Annotated in this window: 17 protein-coding genes; 5 read left to right on the forward strand and 12 right to left on the reverse strand. The window is 33.4% G+C overall.

Translation table 11 applies throughout. The annotated features are described in order from the left end of the window. Positions 1 to 36 precede the first annotated feature (36 nt). From HM992_RS07515 to HM992_RS07555, 9 genes are all read right to left on the reverse strand, one after another. Positions 37 to 2,052: an NACHT domain-containing protein gene (locus HM992_RS07515; RefSeq protein WP_179319248.1), complete on the reverse strand. Its 2,016-nt coding sequence runs from the start codon at positions 2,050 to 2,052 to the stop codon at positions 37 to 39. Positions 2,053 to 2,235: 183 nt separating this feature from the next. Next, positions 2,236 to 2,679, reverse strand: coding sequence for a hypothetical protein (locus HM992_RS07520; RefSeq protein ID WP_179319249.1), 444 nt, complete (start codon positions 2,677 to 2,679; stop codon positions 2,236 to 2,238). Next, the gene (locus HM992_RS07525; protein WP_179319250.1) at positions 2,676 to 3,236 is read right to left on the reverse strand and encodes a hypothetical protein; all 561 of its coding nucleotides are present in this window, start codon (positions 3,234 to 3,236) and stop codon (positions 2,676 to 2,678) included. The genes HM992_RS07520 and HM992_RS07525 overlap by 4 nt, the downstream gene beginning before the upstream one ends. A 228-nt stretch (positions 3,237 to 3,464) precedes the next feature. Continuing rightward, complete coding sequence (locus HM992_RS07530; RefSeq protein WP_179319251.1) at positions 3,465 to 5,645, reverse strand: B12-binding domain-containing radical SAM protein; 2,181 nt, start codon at positions 5,643 to 5,645, stop codon at positions 3,465 to 3,467. 182 nt (positions 5,646 to 5,827) lie between these two features. After that, positions 5,828 to 6,772: a tRNA dihydrouridine synthase gene (locus HM992_RS07535; protein WP_179319252.1), complete on the reverse strand. Its 945-nt coding sequence runs from the start codon at positions 6,770 to 6,772 to the stop codon at positions 5,828 to 5,830. Positions 6,773 to 6,855: 83 nt separating this feature from the next. Next, complete coding sequence (locus HM992_RS07540) at positions 6,856 to 7,725, reverse strand: alpha/beta hydrolase (protein WP_179319253.1); 870 nt, start codon at positions 7,723 to 7,725, stop codon at positions 6,856 to 6,858. Positions 7,726 to 7,727: 2 nt separating this feature from the next. Continuing rightward, positions 7,728 to 8,615, reverse strand: coding sequence for a dienelactone hydrolase family protein (locus HM992_RS07545; RefSeq protein WP_179319254.1), 888 nt, complete (start codon positions 8,613 to 8,615; stop codon positions 7,728 to 7,730). A 65-nt stretch (positions 8,616 to 8,680) separates the two neighbouring features. Then, positions 8,681 to 9,088, reverse strand: coding sequence for a hypothetical protein (locus HM992_RS07550; protein WP_178984410.1), 408 nt, complete (start codon positions 9,086 to 9,088; stop codon positions 8,681 to 8,683). 12 nt (positions 9,089 to 9,100) lie between these two features. Continuing rightward, positions 9,101 to 9,691: an FMN-binding negative transcriptional regulator gene (locus tag HM992_RS07555; protein WP_179319255.1), complete on the reverse strand. Its 591-nt coding sequence runs from the start codon at positions 9,689 to 9,691 to the stop codon at positions 9,101 to 9,103. Between the two features lie 103 nt (positions 9,692 to 9,794). On the opposite strand from HM992_RS07555, the gene radC reads away from it, so the two are divergent. The 4 genes from radC (at position 9,795) to HM992_RS07575 (ending at position 13,391) form a co-directional block, all read left to right on the forward strand. After that, positions 9,795 to 10,493, forward strand: coding sequence for a RadC family protein (gene radC, locus HM992_RS07560; protein ID WP_179319256.1), 699 nt, complete (start codon positions 9,795 to 9,797; stop codon positions 10,491 to 10,493). 96 nt (positions 10,494 to 10,589) lie between these two features. Then, positions 10,590 to 11,885 carry a polysaccharide deacetylase family protein gene (locus HM992_RS07565; RefSeq protein ID WP_178984413.1) on the forward strand — a complete coding sequence of 432 codons (1,296 nt, stop codon included), beginning with the start codon at positions 10,590 to 10,592 and terminating at the stop codon, positions 11,883 to 11,885. Continuing rightward, on the forward strand, positions 11,882 to 12,568 hold the full coding sequence (locus tag HM992_RS07570; protein ID WP_179319257.1) for a YjjG family noncanonical pyrimidine nucleotidase: 687 nt from the start codon (positions 11,882 to 11,884) through the stop codon (positions 12,566 to 12,568). Before HM992_RS07565 ends, HM992_RS07570 begins: the two co-directional genes overlap by 4 nt. 10 nt (positions 12,569 to 12,578) lie before the next feature. Next, entirely contained in the window at positions 12,579 to 13,391 is an 813-nt protein-coding gene (locus HM992_RS07575; RefSeq protein WP_179319258.1) for a hypothetical protein, read from the forward strand. An 18-nt stretch (positions 13,392 to 13,409) separates the two neighbouring features. Here HM992_RS07575 and HM992_RS07580 read toward each other — a convergent pair whose 3' ends face one another. After that, the gene (locus tag HM992_RS07580) at positions 13,410 to 14,687 is read right to left on the reverse strand and encodes a replication-associated recombination protein A (protein ID WP_179319259.1); all 1,278 of its coding nucleotides are present in this window, start codon (positions 14,685 to 14,687) and stop codon (positions 13,410 to 13,412) included. A 153-nt stretch (positions 14,688 to 14,840) separates the two neighbouring features. Between HM992_RS07580 and HM992_RS07585 the strand changes: the two genes are divergently transcribed. After that, the gene (locus tag HM992_RS07585) at positions 14,841 to 15,611 is read left to right on the forward strand and encodes a rhomboid family intramembrane serine protease (RefSeq protein ID WP_178984417.1); all 771 of its coding nucleotides are present in this window, start codon (positions 14,841 to 14,843) and stop codon (positions 15,609 to 15,611) included. 35 nt (positions 15,612 to 15,646) lie between these two features. Here HM992_RS07585 and rlmB read toward each other — a convergent pair whose 3' ends face one another. Continuing rightward, positions 15,647 to 16,381 (reverse strand): 23S rRNA (guanosine(2251)-2'-O)-methyltransferase RlmB, encoded by a 735-nt coding sequence (gene rlmB, locus HM992_RS07590; RefSeq protein WP_178984418.1) that lies wholly within the window; start codon positions 16,379 to 16,381, stop codon positions 15,647 to 15,649. A 69-nt stretch (positions 16,382 to 16,450) separates the two neighbouring features. Further along, complete coding sequence (locus HM992_RS07595; protein ID WP_179319260.1) at positions 16,451 to 18,082, reverse strand: aryl-sulfate sulfotransferase; 1,632 nt, start codon at positions 18,080 to 18,082, stop codon at positions 16,451 to 16,453. Positions 18,083 to 18,107: the final 25 nt, after the last annotated feature.

An 18,107-nucleotide genomic window follows, 5' to 3' on the forward strand; every position in this document is an offset into this window, starting at 1 on the left:
AGTTTTTATACTTAGATTAGACTTGAGTTTTGTCTTTTAATTAATATTTAAAATCTCATGTTCAATTTTGTTCCAGTTATCTTTAGTAACAATAATAGAGGCTTTTTTGCAATGAATTAAAAAGCCTAAATTCTGAAAAAAATTAGAAATATTGTTCATTCCTTCTGGTGTAAAAGTAAAATACTCTATTTCTAACGATTTAAGAATCTCTTTAGTTACATCAAGTGAATCATCAATTTGAAATTGTTTTAGAACTTTATTCACATTTCTACTAATCGAACTTTCTAACTCTAATGAATCCAATAATTCAATATATGATATTAGATGATGCTTAACGTCCACCTTTTTATCCACAATCCATGAGAAATCTATTAAATAACCAAGTTCTCTGTCGATGTTATTAATGAGTCTGGTTAATATAGCCACACATTGATATTTATCTATATTAGAACAAAATATAAGAATTAGTAGTAGGTCTGTAAATTTATTTTGAAGTGATCTTTCTTGGCTATTATCTATTCTTTGGATCAACTTTTTGAAATTGGTCTCTTTTTCAATAGATTTTCTAGATTTAACAGAAATGGCATTTAATAGTTTATCTGAACCAGTTTTCATTATACCAGATAGTAAAATAAAAATTTCTCTCCATTTAGAATTATCTAGTTGTTTATCTATTATTTCATTTAGTAAACCATAATCATCAATATATTTTGCGGCAAAATATTCTTGAAAAGTTAGATGTGAAAATGAGTATATATTCTTTGCTCTTTCTAAAAGTATACCTTGTTGAATAGAAATTGTCTCCAAAATATCAGTTCCATCTAAAAATTTAGGAGCGTTTAAATTATTACTTATAAATTCTGAAATTTGATTTGCTAAATCAGTTTTATTAAAGAAATATTCATCCTTAATAAAGTATAAATAAGCAATACGAGAAAGTAATAATTCTTCAAAAGGTAAAGTCATATCCTTATAAATTGGATTATTATGAATTCTTTTAGAGGCATTCCATTCTTTAAGTTGAACATCAATAGCTTCTTTGTATAACAATGACCTGTTTGATGGGAAATCCTGCTGGTAATTATATACGAGGCATAATAATGTCAGCATCAATGGTGACTGAGCTAATTCCATAGTAGCTTGCATGTCAGGGCTTGAAATTTTCTTCCAGCATTCTTCTGATATGTCTTTAAAATTTCTGTTTTCTTTACTTTTTTCCTTAAACCATTTTTTAATGAAATTTTCGATTTGTTTTTTATCAAAATTTGCAATTTCGATGTTTGTAAAATTATTTAATCCGCCTTTGTATGCAGCTAACCTACATGATACTACAAATTTATTGTTTGAATATTTATCGCAGAAATCTCTTATATCATTAAGTGTTTTTGTTTCTAAATCTTGAGGGATTTCATCCAATCCATCAAATAGTAATAGAATTTTTCCTTTATGTAAACTTTTTTCTAAATATTCTTGAGGGTTTGGGAAATTTGCTATTTCTAATTCTTTGACTATTAATGTATTTATGTTTTTGCCAATATCAATATTTTTTAATTCTATTAGAATTGGTAAATACTTTTTTAAAATAGGGTTTTTCCCTTTCAAACTTTCAAATCCTATCTTTTTTAAATAAGTCGATTTGCCACCACCCGGTGCTCCTAATACCATTAACCGATTTTCTCTTTCTGCTGTATTAATTCCATCTGATTTTTTGTTTTCAATGACTTGTAAACTCCTATTTGAATCTATACTTTCTTTAAATGACTCCATTAATTTTTTTACGGAGGCATATTTATCGTTTCCAATGCAATCCAACATTTGAATATCAATAAAAATATTATTCAAATGCATTGGTTTACTCATACCCAATACTTGAATATGGCCATATCTATTAAAAAAGTTAATTAAATATTTCGTAGATATTTCATGAAAGTAGTTTTTGTTGTTATTGATTTTTTTATTTATCAATTCTTTAATATCTCCACTAAAAGACTTTGAAATATCATATATAAGTTTCCCAAGTTGTGCAACGCTCGCCTGTATTAATTCATCCATATTATTTTATTATTACAATTTGATTTTAGTCTGAACGAAGTTCGACCAAATTTTTGAAGAAGACAAATAGCAGAATCGATAAGTTTTTAGTATACAGTATTTTAAATGTGTATGTCTACTAAATTAATAAACCATAATTTCTCAAAACATTTACAAACTTAAAACACCAAAACAATCAAAACCTTATTCCCCAGATCCAAAAACCTTTTCCCATACCAAAACAACCTTACGCCTAATTTTAGCAGAATTCGATACCACAAAAGCAAAACCCATAGTGGTCACTAAAGCAATAAACGCAAGTGCGCCAAGTGCACCTCCATAACCATCAAAGACGTGGCTTTTCGTAATGTAAATCCCAGTGAATAGTGCTCCTGCTATGGTAAGCAAGGTGTAGCTTTTCAAGGTTTTAGCAGAGACCATCCCAATAAACGAGGTGCCAACAAATACAATAGGGAGGTGTTCGGTTAAATAGCCATTGAGTACGTTAGGAGAGGCATAAAAAAACAGCCCAACAATGAGCGATAGCAACGCAGAGGCTTTTACAGCTCCAAGGCGTAAATATTCACTAACAAAGTGGGTGAGTGTGGCGCCTAAGATTCCGGTGATGATGAGGATGAATGTATTCATACTAATAACGCATACATTAAAGTTGCTGTGATGACACCTGCAAATGCCATGGTGCCTAATTTTCCGCCAACACCAAGAAATAAGTTTTTAGACATCATAAAAAACAAACCTGCAAGTGTGCCTGCAGCAAGTGCAAAACCAAGGGAAGGACTGGTTTCTGCACTAGACATGCCAACAAAAGCACCACAATAAATGCTTGCTGGTAGTTGTTTTAAGTAGTTCGATTTTTTATTTAAAGACGGTAAAAATGACGCTAATGTCCCAACAATGCCCATGGCTAAAATGCTGCCTAAACCACCAGGGACATTTAAGAGGTAACATAACACGGCTCCAATTGGCACCCAAATGACGACGGATATTTTTTCGTAAGCGTAATCTTCGTGGTGTAAATCTAAGTAACGGTAGCCAAAAACGATGGTAAGTATAATAACAAGTGCCGCTATAATTATGGCAGCGTTGGTTTCGTAATGCGCGTTTACAATCATGGTTAAAAAGGTAACCTGTGTAAATAAAACAGTAGCGACCATTAAAAATCGAATGGCTTTATGTTTTCTCATTAAGAAATTTTAGAGGTTTTGTTTTTGGGCTAATTAGGCTAGCGCTGTATTAGAAGGTACAAAGGTCTAAGAAAATTTTTAAGCGGCAAATTGTAGGGTAGAAATTTATTGTTATTCTCTTAGAAAACCATCAATCCAAAACATCAACAGTTCTTGAATTTCAAAAACACCCCTAAAGTCCCCTCAAGGGGACAATCTAGAGATTCAACTTTCTTGTAAAATAAAATCCTATAACACCAATAAGCCAGAATCACGCAGAACATTTATAGGCTTAGCATACCAAAACAATTCAAAATCTTCAAATTGGGTTTCGAAACTGGTTTTTAACTGCTTAAACGATTGTGGTTTGTGTTGAGGTGTGATATCTTCTAAAATATCTAAAAGCCAAAGACCTTTCTCTTTTTCTAGTGTAATCTGAAAGCTATCTGTTGTATCGTGAAAGGTGAATTCTAAGAAATCTTTAGTGGTTCCTTTTTTTGTTTTTGAAAATTCAGCGACTAAAGGCATGCCGCCTAACCAAACAATTTTAGCGGTCGGTTTAATGTTGAAAACAGGTTCTTGTGCTAAGGAATTATATATAAAATCAGGATCGATTTCGGTGTCAGGAATATCAAAGTCGAACCAATCTTGTAAAGGACTATCAAAGCCAATACCATGCATATAGTTGAAAAGTGATTTCTTTAATCCGTAACTAAATTGTGAATGGTCAATACCAGTTGAATCCGTAAAATCGACATCATTATTGGCAAAGCTGATGTTTTTATAATTGGGTGTAATGCCATAATCACTAGGATTTAATCCCACAGGACTATGTGCTGTTAAAGCAAATTGATGCCAAAATCCCGATTGTAACACACCAACTTCAAACAACTGACGTACCATTTCTAAACTATCTACCGTTTCTTGAACTGTTTGCGTTGGGTAACCATACATTAAGTATGAATGCACCATAATGTTCGCTTCGGTAAAATTGCGAGTCACTTGCGCCACTTGCTCAACGGTTACACCTTTGTCAATGAGTTTTAACAACCGATCTGATGCGACTTCCAATCCGCCAGAAACGGCAATACAACCAGAGGCTTTCAACAAGAAACAAAGATCTTGAGTAAAGTTTTTCTCGAATCTAATGTTGGTCCACCAAGTGACGCTGAGGTTACGCTTTAGGATTTCGAGCGCCAAGGCTTTCATCAAAGATGGAGGAGCCGCTTCATCGACATAATGAAATCCAGTTTCGCCAGTTTGTGCAATGAGTGTTTCCATTCGGTCGACTAAAAGCGATGCCGCAACAGGTTCATAAATCTTTATATAGTCTAAGGATATATCGCAAAAGGTACATTTTCCCCAATAACAACCGTGTGCCATGGTGAGTTTGTTCCATCTGCCATCACTCCATAAACTGTGCATTGGGTTGGCGATTTCTATAACAGAGATATATTGGTCTAATAATAAATCTGAATAATCAGGAGTGCCAACATCGGCTTGTTTGTAATCTGGAGAGCTGCTGTTATTTTTATAAACGATGGTTCCGTTTTCGAGAACAAAGGTGCGTTTGAATGTGGTGTCGTTTTTAAGAACCGCATTGTATAATAATTCAATAGGTAATTCGCCATCATCTAACGTGATAAAATCGAAAAATTCAAAAACTCTAATGTCTGTAACAGACCGTAATTCGGTATTTGGAAATCCGCCTCCCATAGCAATTTTTATCTCAGAATAATTGGCTTTTATAAATTGAGCACAACGAAAAGCACTGTATAAGTTTCCAGGAAACGGTACCGAAAAGCAAATGAGTTTGGGTTGGGTATCTTTAATCTGAGTCTCTAATATTTCTAATGTGATTTGATCGATGTAGGTTTCATCATCTTGAAGCTGAGCATAAAGTTCGTCAAATGAATTCGCACTTTGTCCTAAACGTTCCGCGTATCGACTGAATCCAAAATCGGGATCAATACATTCGACAATGAAATCTGATAAATCTTCTATATAAAGTGTGGCTAAATGTTTGGCTTTGTCTTGCATTCCCATCGCACCAAATGCAAAATCCATATCGTCTAGCTGTGCAAAACGCGAGGCTTGCGGCAAAAAGTTGGTGGTGCAAATCTGTCTGGCAAAAGTTTGATTTTTACCTTGTAGAAATAAGATGATATCATCTAAAGACTTTAGATAATGATCTTTTAAAGCATAAATACGTTCACAGTTTTCAGATTGAATACGATCGTTTTCAAAAGCCAATTGAAATATTTCTTCAAAAGTTTCTTTTTTAAACAACTCTAAAATCACTTCAATTCCTAAATCCATTTGAAATGCGCCAATACCTTTGGTATTCAGGAAACCTTTAAGATAGGCGGTTCCAGGATACGGAGTATTGAGTTGGGTAAATGGAGGTGTTATGAGTAAGAGGTCTTTCACTGGTTGAAGTTGAAATTGAAGTTAAAAATGAATTTGAAATTAAATCTGAATTAATTGTTTACAAAGGTAGAGTTAATAATGAAACTAAAAGTTGATTGCATGGATTGTCCCCTTGAGGGGACTTTAGGGGTGTTTATAAAATGAATCAGTTGAACTAACGTCATCATAACACTAAAGTAAACCTACCCGTTCCTCAAAATCTCAGTAACAGCTTGCTGATACGCTCTCGGATTATTCGCCTTTTTAATTTTCTTAAACGTTTTCCGTGGATCTGAAAACGACTGCGCAAAGTATTCCCAAAAGCCTTGCATTTTCATTTTTATAGGTGTTGGTCCAGATAAGGCTTCATCGTATTGCTGATAAATGATATCATGGAATTCTCTAAAAATGTCCCATCGATTTTCTGGATAGTCTGTCGTGTTGTTTTTAATCATGCTTGGTAAAAACGGATCAGCAATCAATCCTCTGCCAATCATAAAATGATCGATACTTGGAAAACGAGCTTGCATTTCTTTCAACTTTGTAACAGAAGTAATATCACCGTTGTAATACAATTTGTGTTTGGTGCTTTCTATACATTTTTCAAAAGCCTCAAGATTTACACCTCCTTTATACAATTGTTTACCTATGCGTGCGTGAATGGCAATATTTTTAAGCGGATAATCGTCTAGAATAGGGAAGGTATGTAAAATTTCTTCAGGATTTTCGTAACCCATGCGCATTTTCATAGAAACCGTAATGTCCGTTTCTTTATGAACGCGCTCTAAAATATGATTGATTTTTTCTGGATCGCAAATGAGTCCAGAACCCATCCCACGATTCGTCACCATTGGATAGGGACAACCTAAATTCCAGTTCAATTCTTTATACCCTAATTCTTGAATATAATCGACCACGAATAAAAACTCATCAGCACTGTTGGTCATAATTTGTGGAATGACTTCGAGTTCTGTATTGTTTTCGAGCTGTAAATCGAGTTTATAAGAGTTTTTAATAATCAACTTATTATTAAACCGAATGTAAGGAGCATAAAACGTATCAATACCTCCAAAATAGTGGTTAAACGCATTCCGAAATCGGAAATCAGTAAACCCTTGTAATGGTGATGATAACAGCGTAATTGGCATTTCGTTAAGTATTTTAATGGGATTGGTAATGAATCTGCTAAATAAAGTAAAATTGAACTAACAATTCACATTTAAATGATTTGTTAAGTAGATATGATAGTCTTTAAAAATTCCCACATCATAGAACTGTACAGCTTATTCTGTTCCTCTGTGAATTTTCCGTGTTTACCATTAGGAATGGTTAAGAATTTGGAGGTAACCTTATTGTCTATTAATATTTTATGAAGTTTTACAGATTGCTTATATGGGACAATTGGGTCTGCGTCTCCGTGAACAGTGAAAATGGGAGGACTCTTTTTAGTTACATAATTTATAGGTGAAACCGATGAAATAAAATCGATATCATGAATTTTTTTACCCAACCAACGATTTACCGATTTCGACTTAACTAATGGTTTCAAATCCGTCAATCCATACTTATTTATTATGGCAGCGACCTTAAGTTTGCCATCGTAAGTACAATCTGCATCGTAAGTTGTATTATCGCCTAACAAGCCAGCCATTAATGCTAAATGACCTCCTGCAGAACCACCAATAACAACAATTTTGGTAGTGTCTATATTCAATTTCTTAGCATTATTATAGAGATAGATTAGGGCACATCTTATATCTTCAATAGCAGCTGGAGCGGGAGCAATATCAACTAAACGATAGGCTACGTTAGCAACGGCATAGCCATTTTTAAAAAAGGAACCAAAACCAGTTTGTGATTCTTTTTCACCATGATTCCATCCACCTCCATGAATATTTAAAACAATTGGTGTCGGCTTATCTGAAACGTTATTGGTATACAAATCTATTCGACCTTCCCAACCATCAATTTCTTTATAAATTACGTCGATTTGAGCGGTATAATGTTCAGGAAATTTTACAGGTTTATAATCTTTTTGCTGTGCAAATGAAAGTGCGAAAATCCATATAAAATATAATGATAAACCGTATTTAAATATCATACTTATTTTAAATGTTTCTTAAAAAAAGCAATGGTACGGTCCCAAGATAAAGTTGCCGCTGCTTTATCATATCTAGGAGTCGTATTATTGTGAAAACCATGATTTACTTCAGGATAGATGTAAGCCGTATATTCAATGTTATTCGCTTTCAGAATTTCTTCAAACGCTGGCCATCCTGCATTCACTCTAGTGTCTAATTCCCCATATTGAAGTAGGAGTGGAGCTTTAATTTTAACTGCATCTTCAGCTTCTGGTTGTCTACCGTAATAAGGCACTGCAGCTCCCAAATCTGGCAAACGAACAGCCATCATATTAGAAATCCAACCTCCAAAGCAAAAACCAACTACACCAACATTTCCATCGCAGTTCTCGTGATTTTTGAGATGATGGTAAGCAGCAATAAAATCTTCGAGCATTTCTTGTTGGTTACGCTCTTTTTGCATCGTTCTACCGTCGTCATCATTGCCTGGATAACCACCCAATGGACTTAAGGCATCTGGTGCTAATGAAATGAAACCTTCTTTTGCCGTACGTCTTCCTACATCTTCAATGTATGGATTTAGTCCTCTGTTTTCATGCACCACAATAACACCTGGCAATTTGGTTTTGTTGTCTTTTGGTTGGGATAGTAACCCTTTTATAGTGCCACCTCCTTTTGGAGATTCATAGGTGATAAATTCAGAATCTAGTGTTGGATCATCTGGTTTTACCATTAAATTAGTAATGTAATCAGGTGACATAAAACTCATTAAAGAAGACAATGTGATACCACCAACAGCATAGACTCCAAGTTTCTCTACAAACTGTCTTCTGTTAAGTTTGTTGTGCGCATAGTCATCGTATAAATCAAAAACTTCTTGTTTAATATCTTCTTTTTTTAAGTCTTTCATGATACTGTATTTTAATTAAAAATTTAATTTCAGGTTTTAAACACATTAAAAAGGCATAATAAGAGTTATTGTACACGCTTTAAGACAATTGAATTATCATCAAACTCAGTAGGTCTTACTGAATCAAAACTCATATTAAAATTTAACGTGTTCTTATCTGTGAATTTAGCAATACCTAGAATTTTTTTAGACTCCCCAGATTGAATTTTAGTCAAAGTAAAATCGACTTCAATCGGTGAGGTTTGATAATTAATAGTGTAGGTCATTTTGCCTTTTTGGCCTTTCATGTAAAACTCTTTACCACCCATAACTTGTCCTTCGATTTCAAAAGCAGCATAGCCTTCATTATCAAAAATTAAATAGCCAATTTCGCTTTTGTCTTCTCCTAGCCATTTACCAAGAAATTTTTCTTTTTGAGTTGTTGTGTTTAGTAAGAATAATGGGATAATAAAAAATGTAAATAGATACTTCATAGTCTTTGGGGTTTAAAATACTTTATTTAAAAATTGTTTAATACTTTCTTGGTTTGATCTCACTAACTCCTCTCGAGCAGCTATAATATCAGTCGGTTTTTTGTCTTGCGACAGTTTAAATTTACCTTCCCATTGGGTAATCGTAATTTCGAACATTACAATATAATCAAGATTTTTATCTAAACGTGGATTATTAACATTTAATATGTACCTATGGTCTGGTGCTTCCAAGAATTCAGTCATGGTAATTAAAGATTGTTTTAATGCCATTTTATCTGGATTAGTGTTAACCTTTCCTTTTAGGTGAACTTTAATGTAATTCCAAGTTGGGAGTTGCGTTGTAGAATAAATGCTTGGTGAGATATAACATTCTGGACCGCTAAAAATAAGGGTGACATCATTTCCGTCCTTCAATAATTGGGCTTGTGGATTATTAATATCAATATGGCCAATAAGTTTTTTGTCTTCATAAATTAAAGGTAAATGCGTAATGAACGGCTGATTATTATGCACAGAAATTACAGTCGCTAAAGGGTAGGTTTTTATCACTTCAATCATATGATTGATGTCGTTATCTTGATGCTGCTGTGGAGGATAAGTCATGTTTTATTAGCCTAAACGGGTTAATACTTTCTGTTTTAATGATTTGATTATAATTTATGTCAATTTAATGCACTCGAAATTTACAATTTTTTATCTTTAGAGCATGGCAGATAAACCAACTTCATTTTCAATAAAAAATTGGTCGCAAGATGATCAGCCTAGAGAAAAGCTAAGAGACAAAGGTAAAACTGTTCTTAGTGATGCCGAATTGATTGCTATTTTGATTGGATCAGGAAATAGAGACGAAAGTGCTGTGGCCTTGTGTAAGCGTATTTTCGGAAGTGTTGATAATAACTTAAATGCTTTAGGAAAATTGTCTATTGCACAATTAATGGAGTTTAAGGGTATTGGTGAAGCTAAAGCTATTTCTATTGTTGCAGCATTAGAGTTGGGACGTCGTCGTCGGCTAGAAGACGCCATGCAGATGGATAAAATCACATCGAGCCGTTCCGTTTATAATGTAATGCAACCGATTATTGGAGATTTGCCACATGAAGAATTTTGGATTTTATATCTGAATAATTCCAATAAAGTCATTCATAAAAACCAATTGAGTAAAGGTGGTATTACGGGTACTTTGGTCGATGTACGTTTGGTACTAAAGAATGCTTTAGAAGTTGGTGCCATAGCTTTAATATTATGTCACAATCACCCATCAGGAACTTTAAAACCAAGTCAGGCAGATAAAGATGTTACTAAAAAAATGAAATTGGCTGCTCAGAGCTTAGATATTTCGGTTCTAGATCATCTTATTGTTACGGAAAATGCCTATTATAGTTTTGCGGATGAGAACATGCTTTAAGCGTGGTAACCTTCGAAAAACAAAAACTAAATTCCAAATTAGTTATTTCAACTTTGGAATTTGTTATTTTTAACTTTCTGGAATTTTATAAGCCCTATGTTATTAGTTTATACACATAAAATTACCCCACGTGTTACCTACACGTTTAAGCATATATGCAAACGTATTTTGGGTATCGAGGTAAGTTTTACTTCTAAGGTTGAAGACTTTATTGCACACGATAGTCTTAAAATGTCCTATGCAAAACAGCCTTTAAGTAATGAGTTGTTTATACGAAGTAACGCGTTATTATTTGAAACAGGCTTATCTGATATTGATATTAACGTACAGCAATGGGGAGCTACCAAAGGATTTTTTGCCACGGGAGAACGAAGCGATTTACCTTTCGATATTTTTGCTGCCTCTTTTTATTTATTAAGTCGGTATGAAGAATATTTACCACATGTAAAAGATGATTATGGTCGGTTTTTAGCGTCTGAAAGTTTAGCGTTTGAAAACCAATTTCTACATCAACCCGTTGTGGATATTTGGGCTTATAAACTTAAAGCTGTTTTGAGTGAGCGCTTTCCAAATTATGAATTTCCAACACGGCATTATAAGGTACAGCCTGTCATAGATGTGCCAATGGCCTATTATTTTAAAAACAAAGGATTTTTGAGAACCATTGGAGGTACATTAAATGACCTGAGACGTCTGCGATTAAAACAGTTGTATAACCGTTATTTGGTGCTTTTTGGTTTTCAACGCGATCCATATGACACCTTCAATTGGATTGTTAGAAAACAAAAACAGCACGGTTTTAAATTTATAGTACTGTTCTTAATTGGGGATTATTCAACTTATGATAAAAATATAAACACGAATAAAAAAGACTTTGTTTCACTTATTAAGTCTGTTGCCGATTATTGTGATGTTGGTTTAAAAGCATCCTATTTTTCTTTAAATGATATTTCTATTCTTAAAAAAGAAAAGCTTGAAATGGAATCGATTATACACACCGAATTAAAAGGAGTGCGTCATTCATTTTCTAAGTTAAATTTACCAACATCCTACCGTAATTTGGTAGAGTTAGAAATTAACCAAGATTTTACAATGGGTTATATTAATACTTTGGGCTTTAGAGCTGGTACTTGTACCCCTTTTCAGTTTTACGATTTGGATTACGAAGTGCAAACACCATTACAAATTAATCCTTACCAATGTTTAGATTTTGGATTGTTAAAATATGACTCGCTATTAGACAAAACAGAACATTTACAAAAATTAATTACAGAAATAAAAGCTGTAAATGGTACTTTTACACCGATATTTCATAACTATAGCTTTAGTGATTTAGATCGTTGGATAGGGTTTAGATCGCTATTTAATTTAATATTGGAATCTACAGAATGAAAAGCCAAATAAAGCATGTTTTTTTCGACTTGGATCATACGCTTTGGGATTTTGATAAAAACTCAGGGTTAACCTTTGAAAAGATTTTTATTCAGAATAAAATCGACGTTGATTTACACGACTTTTTAGTCGTTTATGAACCTATAAATTTTAAATATTGGAAACTTTATAGAGAAGAGAAGGTTACAAAATTGGCATTGCGATATGGACGATTAAAGGAGGCTTTTGATGGAGTAGGAGTCACTGTTGAAGATGATGTCATTCACTTATTATCTGAAGCTTATATAAATCAGTTATCAACTTTCAACCATTTGTTTGAAGGAACATTTGAAATTCTTGATTACCTAAAAGGTAAGTATCAATTGCATATTATAACTAATGGATTTGAAGAAGCACAAGAGAAAAAAATGGTGACTTCTAATATTAAGCAGTATTTTCAGACGGTAACCAATTCAGAAATGGTTGGTGTTAAAAAACCTAATCCTAAAATATTTAACTTTGCGTTAGAGTTAGCTAAAGCAAAAGCTAACGAGAGTTTAATGATTGGAGATAATATTGAAGCTGATATTGAAGGAGCTCATAACATAGGTATGGATACCATTCATTTTGATTATAAAGATGCTCAGAATAATCATAATTTTAAACGAATTACAAATTTAAAAATGCTTATAAATCACCTTTAAAAATATAATAATGTTTAAGAAAATACTTTTTACCGTTTCATTTGTTATCATAAGTTTTTATGGAAATTCCCAAAAAAATATTAATGATTACAAATACATAATTATACCAGATGCTTTTGAGTTTTCTAAAAGTGATGACCAATATCAATTAAATTCATTGCTTGAGTTTTTATTTAATAAGTATGGATACGAAGCTTACTTTATTAAAGAATTATCAAATGATTTGAAAAAAGATCCGTGCTTAGCATTAACGGCTGATGTATCTAACGATGAAGGTGGTATGTTTAAAACGAAGTTAGAAATCATTTTAAAAGATTGTTATGATGTAGAGATCTTTAGATCTAAAATAGGAGAATCACGAATAAAGGAATTTGATAAAGCTTATAATGAAGCCTTAAGAGACGCGTTTGAAACTTTTCAAAATATGGATTATAAGTATGTTGGAAAAGAAGTTGTTGCAGCACAACCAAAAGAAGAACAGCCCCAAACAGAAAAGCAATCTGTAAAGGAAATCGTTAAAATTGAAGAGGTCGCTGTGATTAAAGAATCTAAAGAGGAACTAAAAGAAAAGGTCACAGCACTTCCTGTAAAAGCATCTGATGACATAAAATCAGAACTTTTTTATGCACAGGCTATTTCAAATGGATTTCAATTGGTGAATTCAGAACCAAAAGTGGTCATGATATTGTTGAATTCTTCGGCAAAAGATATCTATATAGTTAAAGATAAAAATGCAATCGTTTTTAAGAAAGAAGGGCAGTGGATGTATTCTGAAAATAATGGAGTCTCAACCGTAGAGAAAATATTGAATATTAAATTCTAATTTTTTAGCAACCAGCAATTAATACCCATATTTATCCTTCCAAAGCATTTTTAAGTGATTGCGTTGGGCTTGTTCACGAGCATTGTTTCCTGGATCATACAATTTAGTATTCGCTATTTCTTTTGGTAGAAATTCTTGTGCAGCAAAGTTGTTTTCGTAATTGTGCGAATATTTGTAGTTGTCACCATAACCTAATTCTTTCATGAGTTTAGTTGGCGCATTCCTCATAGCAATTGGTACTGATAAATCTCCGGTGTCTCTCACTAACTGTTGTGCTTTTCCAATAGCTTCGTAAGCGGCATTACTTTTTGGGGAGCTTGCTAAATAAGTTGCACATTGACTTAGAATAATACGCGATTCCGGATTTCCAATAACAGATACAGCCTGAAATGTGTTATTCGCAATGACTAAAGCCGTCGGATTGGCATTACCAATATCTTCACTCGCCGAAATTAATAATCGTCTTGCAATAAACTTCACATCCTCTCCACCTTCAATCATTCGCGCTAAATAATACACAGCAGCATTTGGATCGCTTCCACGAATAGATTTTATAAAAGCCGAAATAATATCGTAATGTTGCTCACCCGTTTTATCATAACGAGCCGCTTGATTTTGTACTTGTTTTGCTACTAAATCATTGGTGATCACAATTTGGTCCCCTTCAAATGACGCGACAAGTAATTCAAAAATATTAAGTAGTTTCCTAGCATCTCCACCAGATAAACGCAATAATGCTTCTGTCTCTTTTAATTCAATATTTAGTTTAGAAAGTGTTGTGTCTTCCTTTAGTGCGCGCTCTAATAAAGCTTCTAAATCGGCTTTACTAAAGGCATTTAAAGTGTACACTTGGCATCGCGATAATAAAGCAGAAATAACCTCAAAACTTGGGTTTTCTGTAGTGGCACCTATTAAAGTTACCCAACCCTTTTCAACCGCTTCTAAAAGTGAATCTTGTTGCGATTTGCTAAAGCGATGAATTTCATCAATAAACAATATCGGGTTTTTAGTAGTGAACATACCACCACTTTTCTTAGCTTTATCTATAACCTCTCTAATGTCCTTAACGCCAGAATTGATAGCACTTAACTTAAAGAAAGGACGGTCAGATTCGTTAGCAATAATATTTGCAAGTGTTGTTTTTCCAATACCAGGAGGTCCCCAAAGTATAAGAGAAGGAATCACACCGTTTTTAATTTGCTGATAGAGCACACCATCTTTGCCCACTAAATGTTGCTGACTTAAGTAGTCTTCTAGTGTATTTGGTCGTAGTCGTTCTGCTAATGGAGTATTCATGTTTCAAAATTACGAAATGCTTTTGTGATGGATTAATGAAATCAATGAAATTCATATGAAAAATACAAGAGATAAAATTTTAGGATTCTGCCATTATTTCAGACAATTCAATTTTGGCTGCAAATTTGAAAGACTTTCTTTAAATTTGAATATATGAGCAAACCACAACACTTTAAATACTCTAACAATATTATTATCTATCCATTAGTGATAATGTTTGTGAATTGGTTAGTGTTTTGGTATCAGGTTAGGATAGACAGCGGGATTAAAGCTTTTGGTATTAGGCCTCAAAAAATAGAAGGACTTTTAGGAATTGTTACAAGTCCGTTTTTGCATGGAGATATTAATCATATTTACAATAATTCAGTTCCACTTTTTGTGCTCACAGTCGCCTTATTTTATTTCTATAATAAAATAGCTTGGAAAGTTATTGGCTTTGGTATTTTGCTTTCAGGATTTATGACTTGGCTTATCGCTAGTTCTGGGAATCATATTGGAGCCAGTGGATTGGTATATGTCTTAGTTAGCTTTATTTTTTTTAAAGGTATTTTTGCTAAACACTACCGACTTATAGCATTGTCGTTAGTCGTTATTTTTCTTTATGGAAGCATGATTTGGTATGTATTTCCTATAAAAAGTGGTATGTCTTGGGAAGGCCATTTAAGCGGGTTACTTACAGGATTAGTATTCGCCTTAATATTTCGAAAACAAGTGGCTAAACCAGAGCGTTATAAATGGGAACAACCCGATTATAATGAAGATGACGACCCGTTTATGAAACATTTTGACGAAGACGGAAACTTTATTGAATTTGAGCCAGAAATTGAAATTGAAAACGATGCTGAACTTGAAATTGAACCTAAAATAAATCAAGCTCAAAGAATCAATTACATCTTTAAGAAAAACGAAGATGAACGTTTGTAAGTTACAAACTAACTGTAGTGACTGCGACTTAAAACTTAAGAACGTTGCCTAACCGCTTCATATAAAAACGCACCACAAGCTACAGAAACATTCAAGGATTCTATCTCGCCTAAAATAGGAAGTTTAGCTTGATCATCTACCACCTTTAAAACCGAAGGGTTAATACCTCTGCCTTCAGATCCCATAATGATGGCACATGGTTCTTTAAACGACACATCGTATAAAAAGTGCTCTGCTTTTTCTGTTGCTGCAATGACTCTAATTCCAGAAGATTGCATATGAAAAACGGCATCCTTAATGTGATCTACTTTACAAATTGGCATTTTAAAAATTGCACCAGCACTTGTTTTAATCGTATCACCATTAATTGGAGCTCCACCTTTTTTCTGAATAATTATACCATTTACTCCAGTACATTCTGCCGTTCTAACAATAGCGCCAAAATTTCTTACATCGCTTAATTGATCTAATAACAGAAATAAAGGTGTTTTTCCAGATTCGATAACGCTCATTACTAAGTCGTCAATATCATGAAATTCAATTGGTGAAATTTGAGCCACAGCTCCTTGATGGTTACCTCGTGTTAAACGATTCAATTTTTCAACAGGAACGTATGATGAGTTAATACCTCCTGAACGTATGGCTTGCTCCAATTCTTGAAACAAGTCGCCATGCAGCCCTTTTTGCATAAAAACCTTGTCAATAGTTTCATTAGACTTTATAGCTTCAATAATTGCTCTAATTCCAAAAATGGTAGTTTCGTTTTTCATTTTGCAAAGGTATAAAAAAACCACCCTACATTTTAGGATGGCTTGTCAAATTAATTATGATATTTTTTATTAATTTTTAATCAGCTTTTTACTTGTAATATTAGTATCTGTATAAATTTTTAAAAAATAGATACCATTTACTTGTTCTGATAAATCTAATGTGTCTAGGGTAGTTGTGTACACTTTTTTACCCATAACATTAAATATTTCCACTTTGTTAATTGTGGTTTTTGATTCTATTTTTATTTGTCCTTTAGTAGGGTTGGGGTGTAATTTAATTGATGCTAATTCATAAGTTATAACACTTAAATTCTGACATATAGTTAAATCTGGATTTAATTCAATTGGGTCACCTGGAGTTAAGTCTCTACCTGCAAATGCTGGATGGTTGATGTCGTATTTTTTGGCTCTAAAACTAACGTTAGAATATGATGATGGACTACTGCCTTGGGAGGCAATGTTTCCGGTATCTGAATTTACGGGACTGCTATACCTCCAAACAATACCCTCATAAGAGTTTATTTCAAAAAACTGACCATTAATACCTTCGCAAATTAATGTATTACCATTTGGCAAACGCTGAGCGCTACTTAATATTCCTGAGAAAAAACGTGAAGGTTCTAAAGGATATTTATAAGTGTAATCTGGATTTGTTGGGCTATATGCAGTACCATTATGATATGAATAAACTCCAGGACTCTCCGTTTCTGGATCAATAATAAAAACTTCAGAAAACATAGGTTCTCTATCTCTACCATTATTAAATATCATAATTTTATTTTCATCAATAAGTCCATGTTCAATAACATAAGGAGAATGCTGTCCGTAAAGTTTTCTGTCAGATTCAGTGCCTTGATCATACGATTGTGGATTTCCCCATCGGTAGAGAAAGTCACCACCTTTATTATAAGTTCCACCGTTGTCAGAAGCAGATTCTGCAGTTGTTGTAGAATGGTCTATAATATAAATTTCACTTAAGTTTCTAGAGCTTATTACAATTTGATTTAAAACTGGGTTAAAGAAAATTGAGTTAAAGTGAAGCCAATTGGCTTTTCCAGAACCGTCATTTAAAAAGTTAATATTTAATTTTCCAGGACTTAAACTTACATTACCAAAATTATCTTTTGAAGCATCAAAATCTTGAACAAGGTGATCCTTAACATTCCATTCCCAAACTATGGTAGCATTGTTAGTACCAACGGGAGTTACTTCTATAATTTGTTCGTTGAATAATTCATTTTCAGTAATAAGAGCCGGATTTCGTCCTAGTTGTATAGCTTCAGAAGTCGACAATTTTGTAGCGGCAAGTATAAGAACGTTGCCGTTAGGCATAGGAAACACATCGTGATGTTGTCGCTTTGTTGGAGTGTCATAGTAGTATTGCCATGTAAGATTACCATCCCAATCAAAAATCTCTATGACTCCACCTTGCCCTCCAAAAGTAATGTCATTGCTTTCGGTTCTTCCTGCTCTTAAAATACTGCCATTTTCTAATAAATGTACAGCGTTACCAGGAGGAAAACCACTAGACCATTGATTAATGACTTCTCCACAATTATTAATAAGATAAGTTTCTGTGAATGCTGTAAACAATGTGAAACCTTCATAAACACCATCAGATATATCTGTTGTACCTATGGTGTTTTGAGAGTAAGTAATATTGATGGTAATTAATAATACATAAAGTAATTTTTTAAACATAACAATTTTCTCTTTTCTTAGCACG

Origin of the sequence: Winogradskyella helgolandensis, assembly GCF_013404085.1 — a bacterium.
In the GTDB taxonomy this organism is placed as follows: domain Bacteria; phylum Bacteroidota; class Bacteroidia; order Flavobacteriales; family Flavobacteriaceae; genus Winogradskyella; species Winogradskyella helgolandensis.

Excerpts from the sequence above, each read along its gene's own strand:
- HM992_RS07565 (WP_178984413.1), top strand. The coding sequence starts at position 10,590 with ATGTTATTAGTTTATACACATAAAATTACCCCACGTGTTACCTACACG.
- HM992_RS07585 (WP_178984417.1), top strand. The coding sequence starts at position 14,841 with ATGAGCAAACCACAACACTTTAAATACTCTAACAATATTATTATCTAT.
- HM992_RS07535 (WP_179319252.1), bottom strand. The coding sequence starts at position 6,772 with ATGCCAATTACGCTGTTATCATCACCATTACAAGGGTTTACTGATTTC.
- HM992_RS07540 (WP_179319253.1), bottom strand. The coding sequence starts at position 7,725 with ATGATATTTAAATACGGTTTATCATTATATTTTATATGGATTTTCGCA.
- HM992_RS07525 (WP_179319250.1), bottom strand. The coding sequence starts at position 3,236 with ATGAGAAAACATAAAGCCATTCGATTTTTAATGGTCGCTACTGTTTTA.
- HM992_RS07520 (WP_179319249.1), bottom strand. The coding sequence starts at position 2,679 with ATGAATACATTCATCCTCATCATCACCGGAATCTTAGGCGCCACACTC.
- HM992_RS07515 (WP_179319248.1), bottom strand. The coding sequence starts at position 2,052 with ATGGATGAATTAATACAGGCGAGCGTTGCACAACTTGGGAAACTTATA.
- HM992_RS07550 (WP_178984410.1), bottom strand. The coding sequence starts at position 9,088 with ATGAAGTATCTATTTACATTTTTTATTATCCCATTATTCTTACTAAAC.
- HM992_RS07545 (WP_179319254.1), bottom strand. The coding sequence starts at position 8,615 with ATGAAAGACTTAAAAAAAGAAGATATTAAACAAGAAGTTTTTGATTTA.
- HM992_RS07580 (WP_179319259.1), bottom strand. The coding sequence starts at position 14,687 with ATGAATACTCCATTAGCAGAACGACTACGACCAAATACACTAGAAGAC.
- rlmB (WP_178984418.1), bottom strand. The coding sequence starts at position 16,381 with ATGAAAAACGAAACTACCATTTTTGGAATTAGAGCAATTATTGAAGCT.
- radC (WP_179319256.1), top strand. The coding sequence starts at position 9,795 with ATGGCAGATAAACCAACTTCATTTTCAATAAAAAATTGGTCGCAAGAT.
- HM992_RS07570 (WP_179319257.1), top strand. The coding sequence starts at position 11,882 with ATGAAAAGCCAAATAAAGCATGTTTTTTTCGACTTGGATCATACGCTT.
- HM992_RS07575 (WP_179319258.1), top strand. The coding sequence starts at position 12,579 with ATGTTTAAGAAAATACTTTTTACCGTTTCATTTGTTATCATAAGTTTT.
- HM992_RS07555 (WP_179319255.1), bottom strand. The coding sequence starts at position 9,691 with ATGACTTATCCTCCACAGCAGCATCAAGATAACGACATCAATCATATG.
- HM992_RS07595 (WP_179319260.1), bottom strand. The coding sequence starts at position 18,082 with ATGTTTAAAAAATTACTTTATGTATTATTAATTACCATCAATATTACT.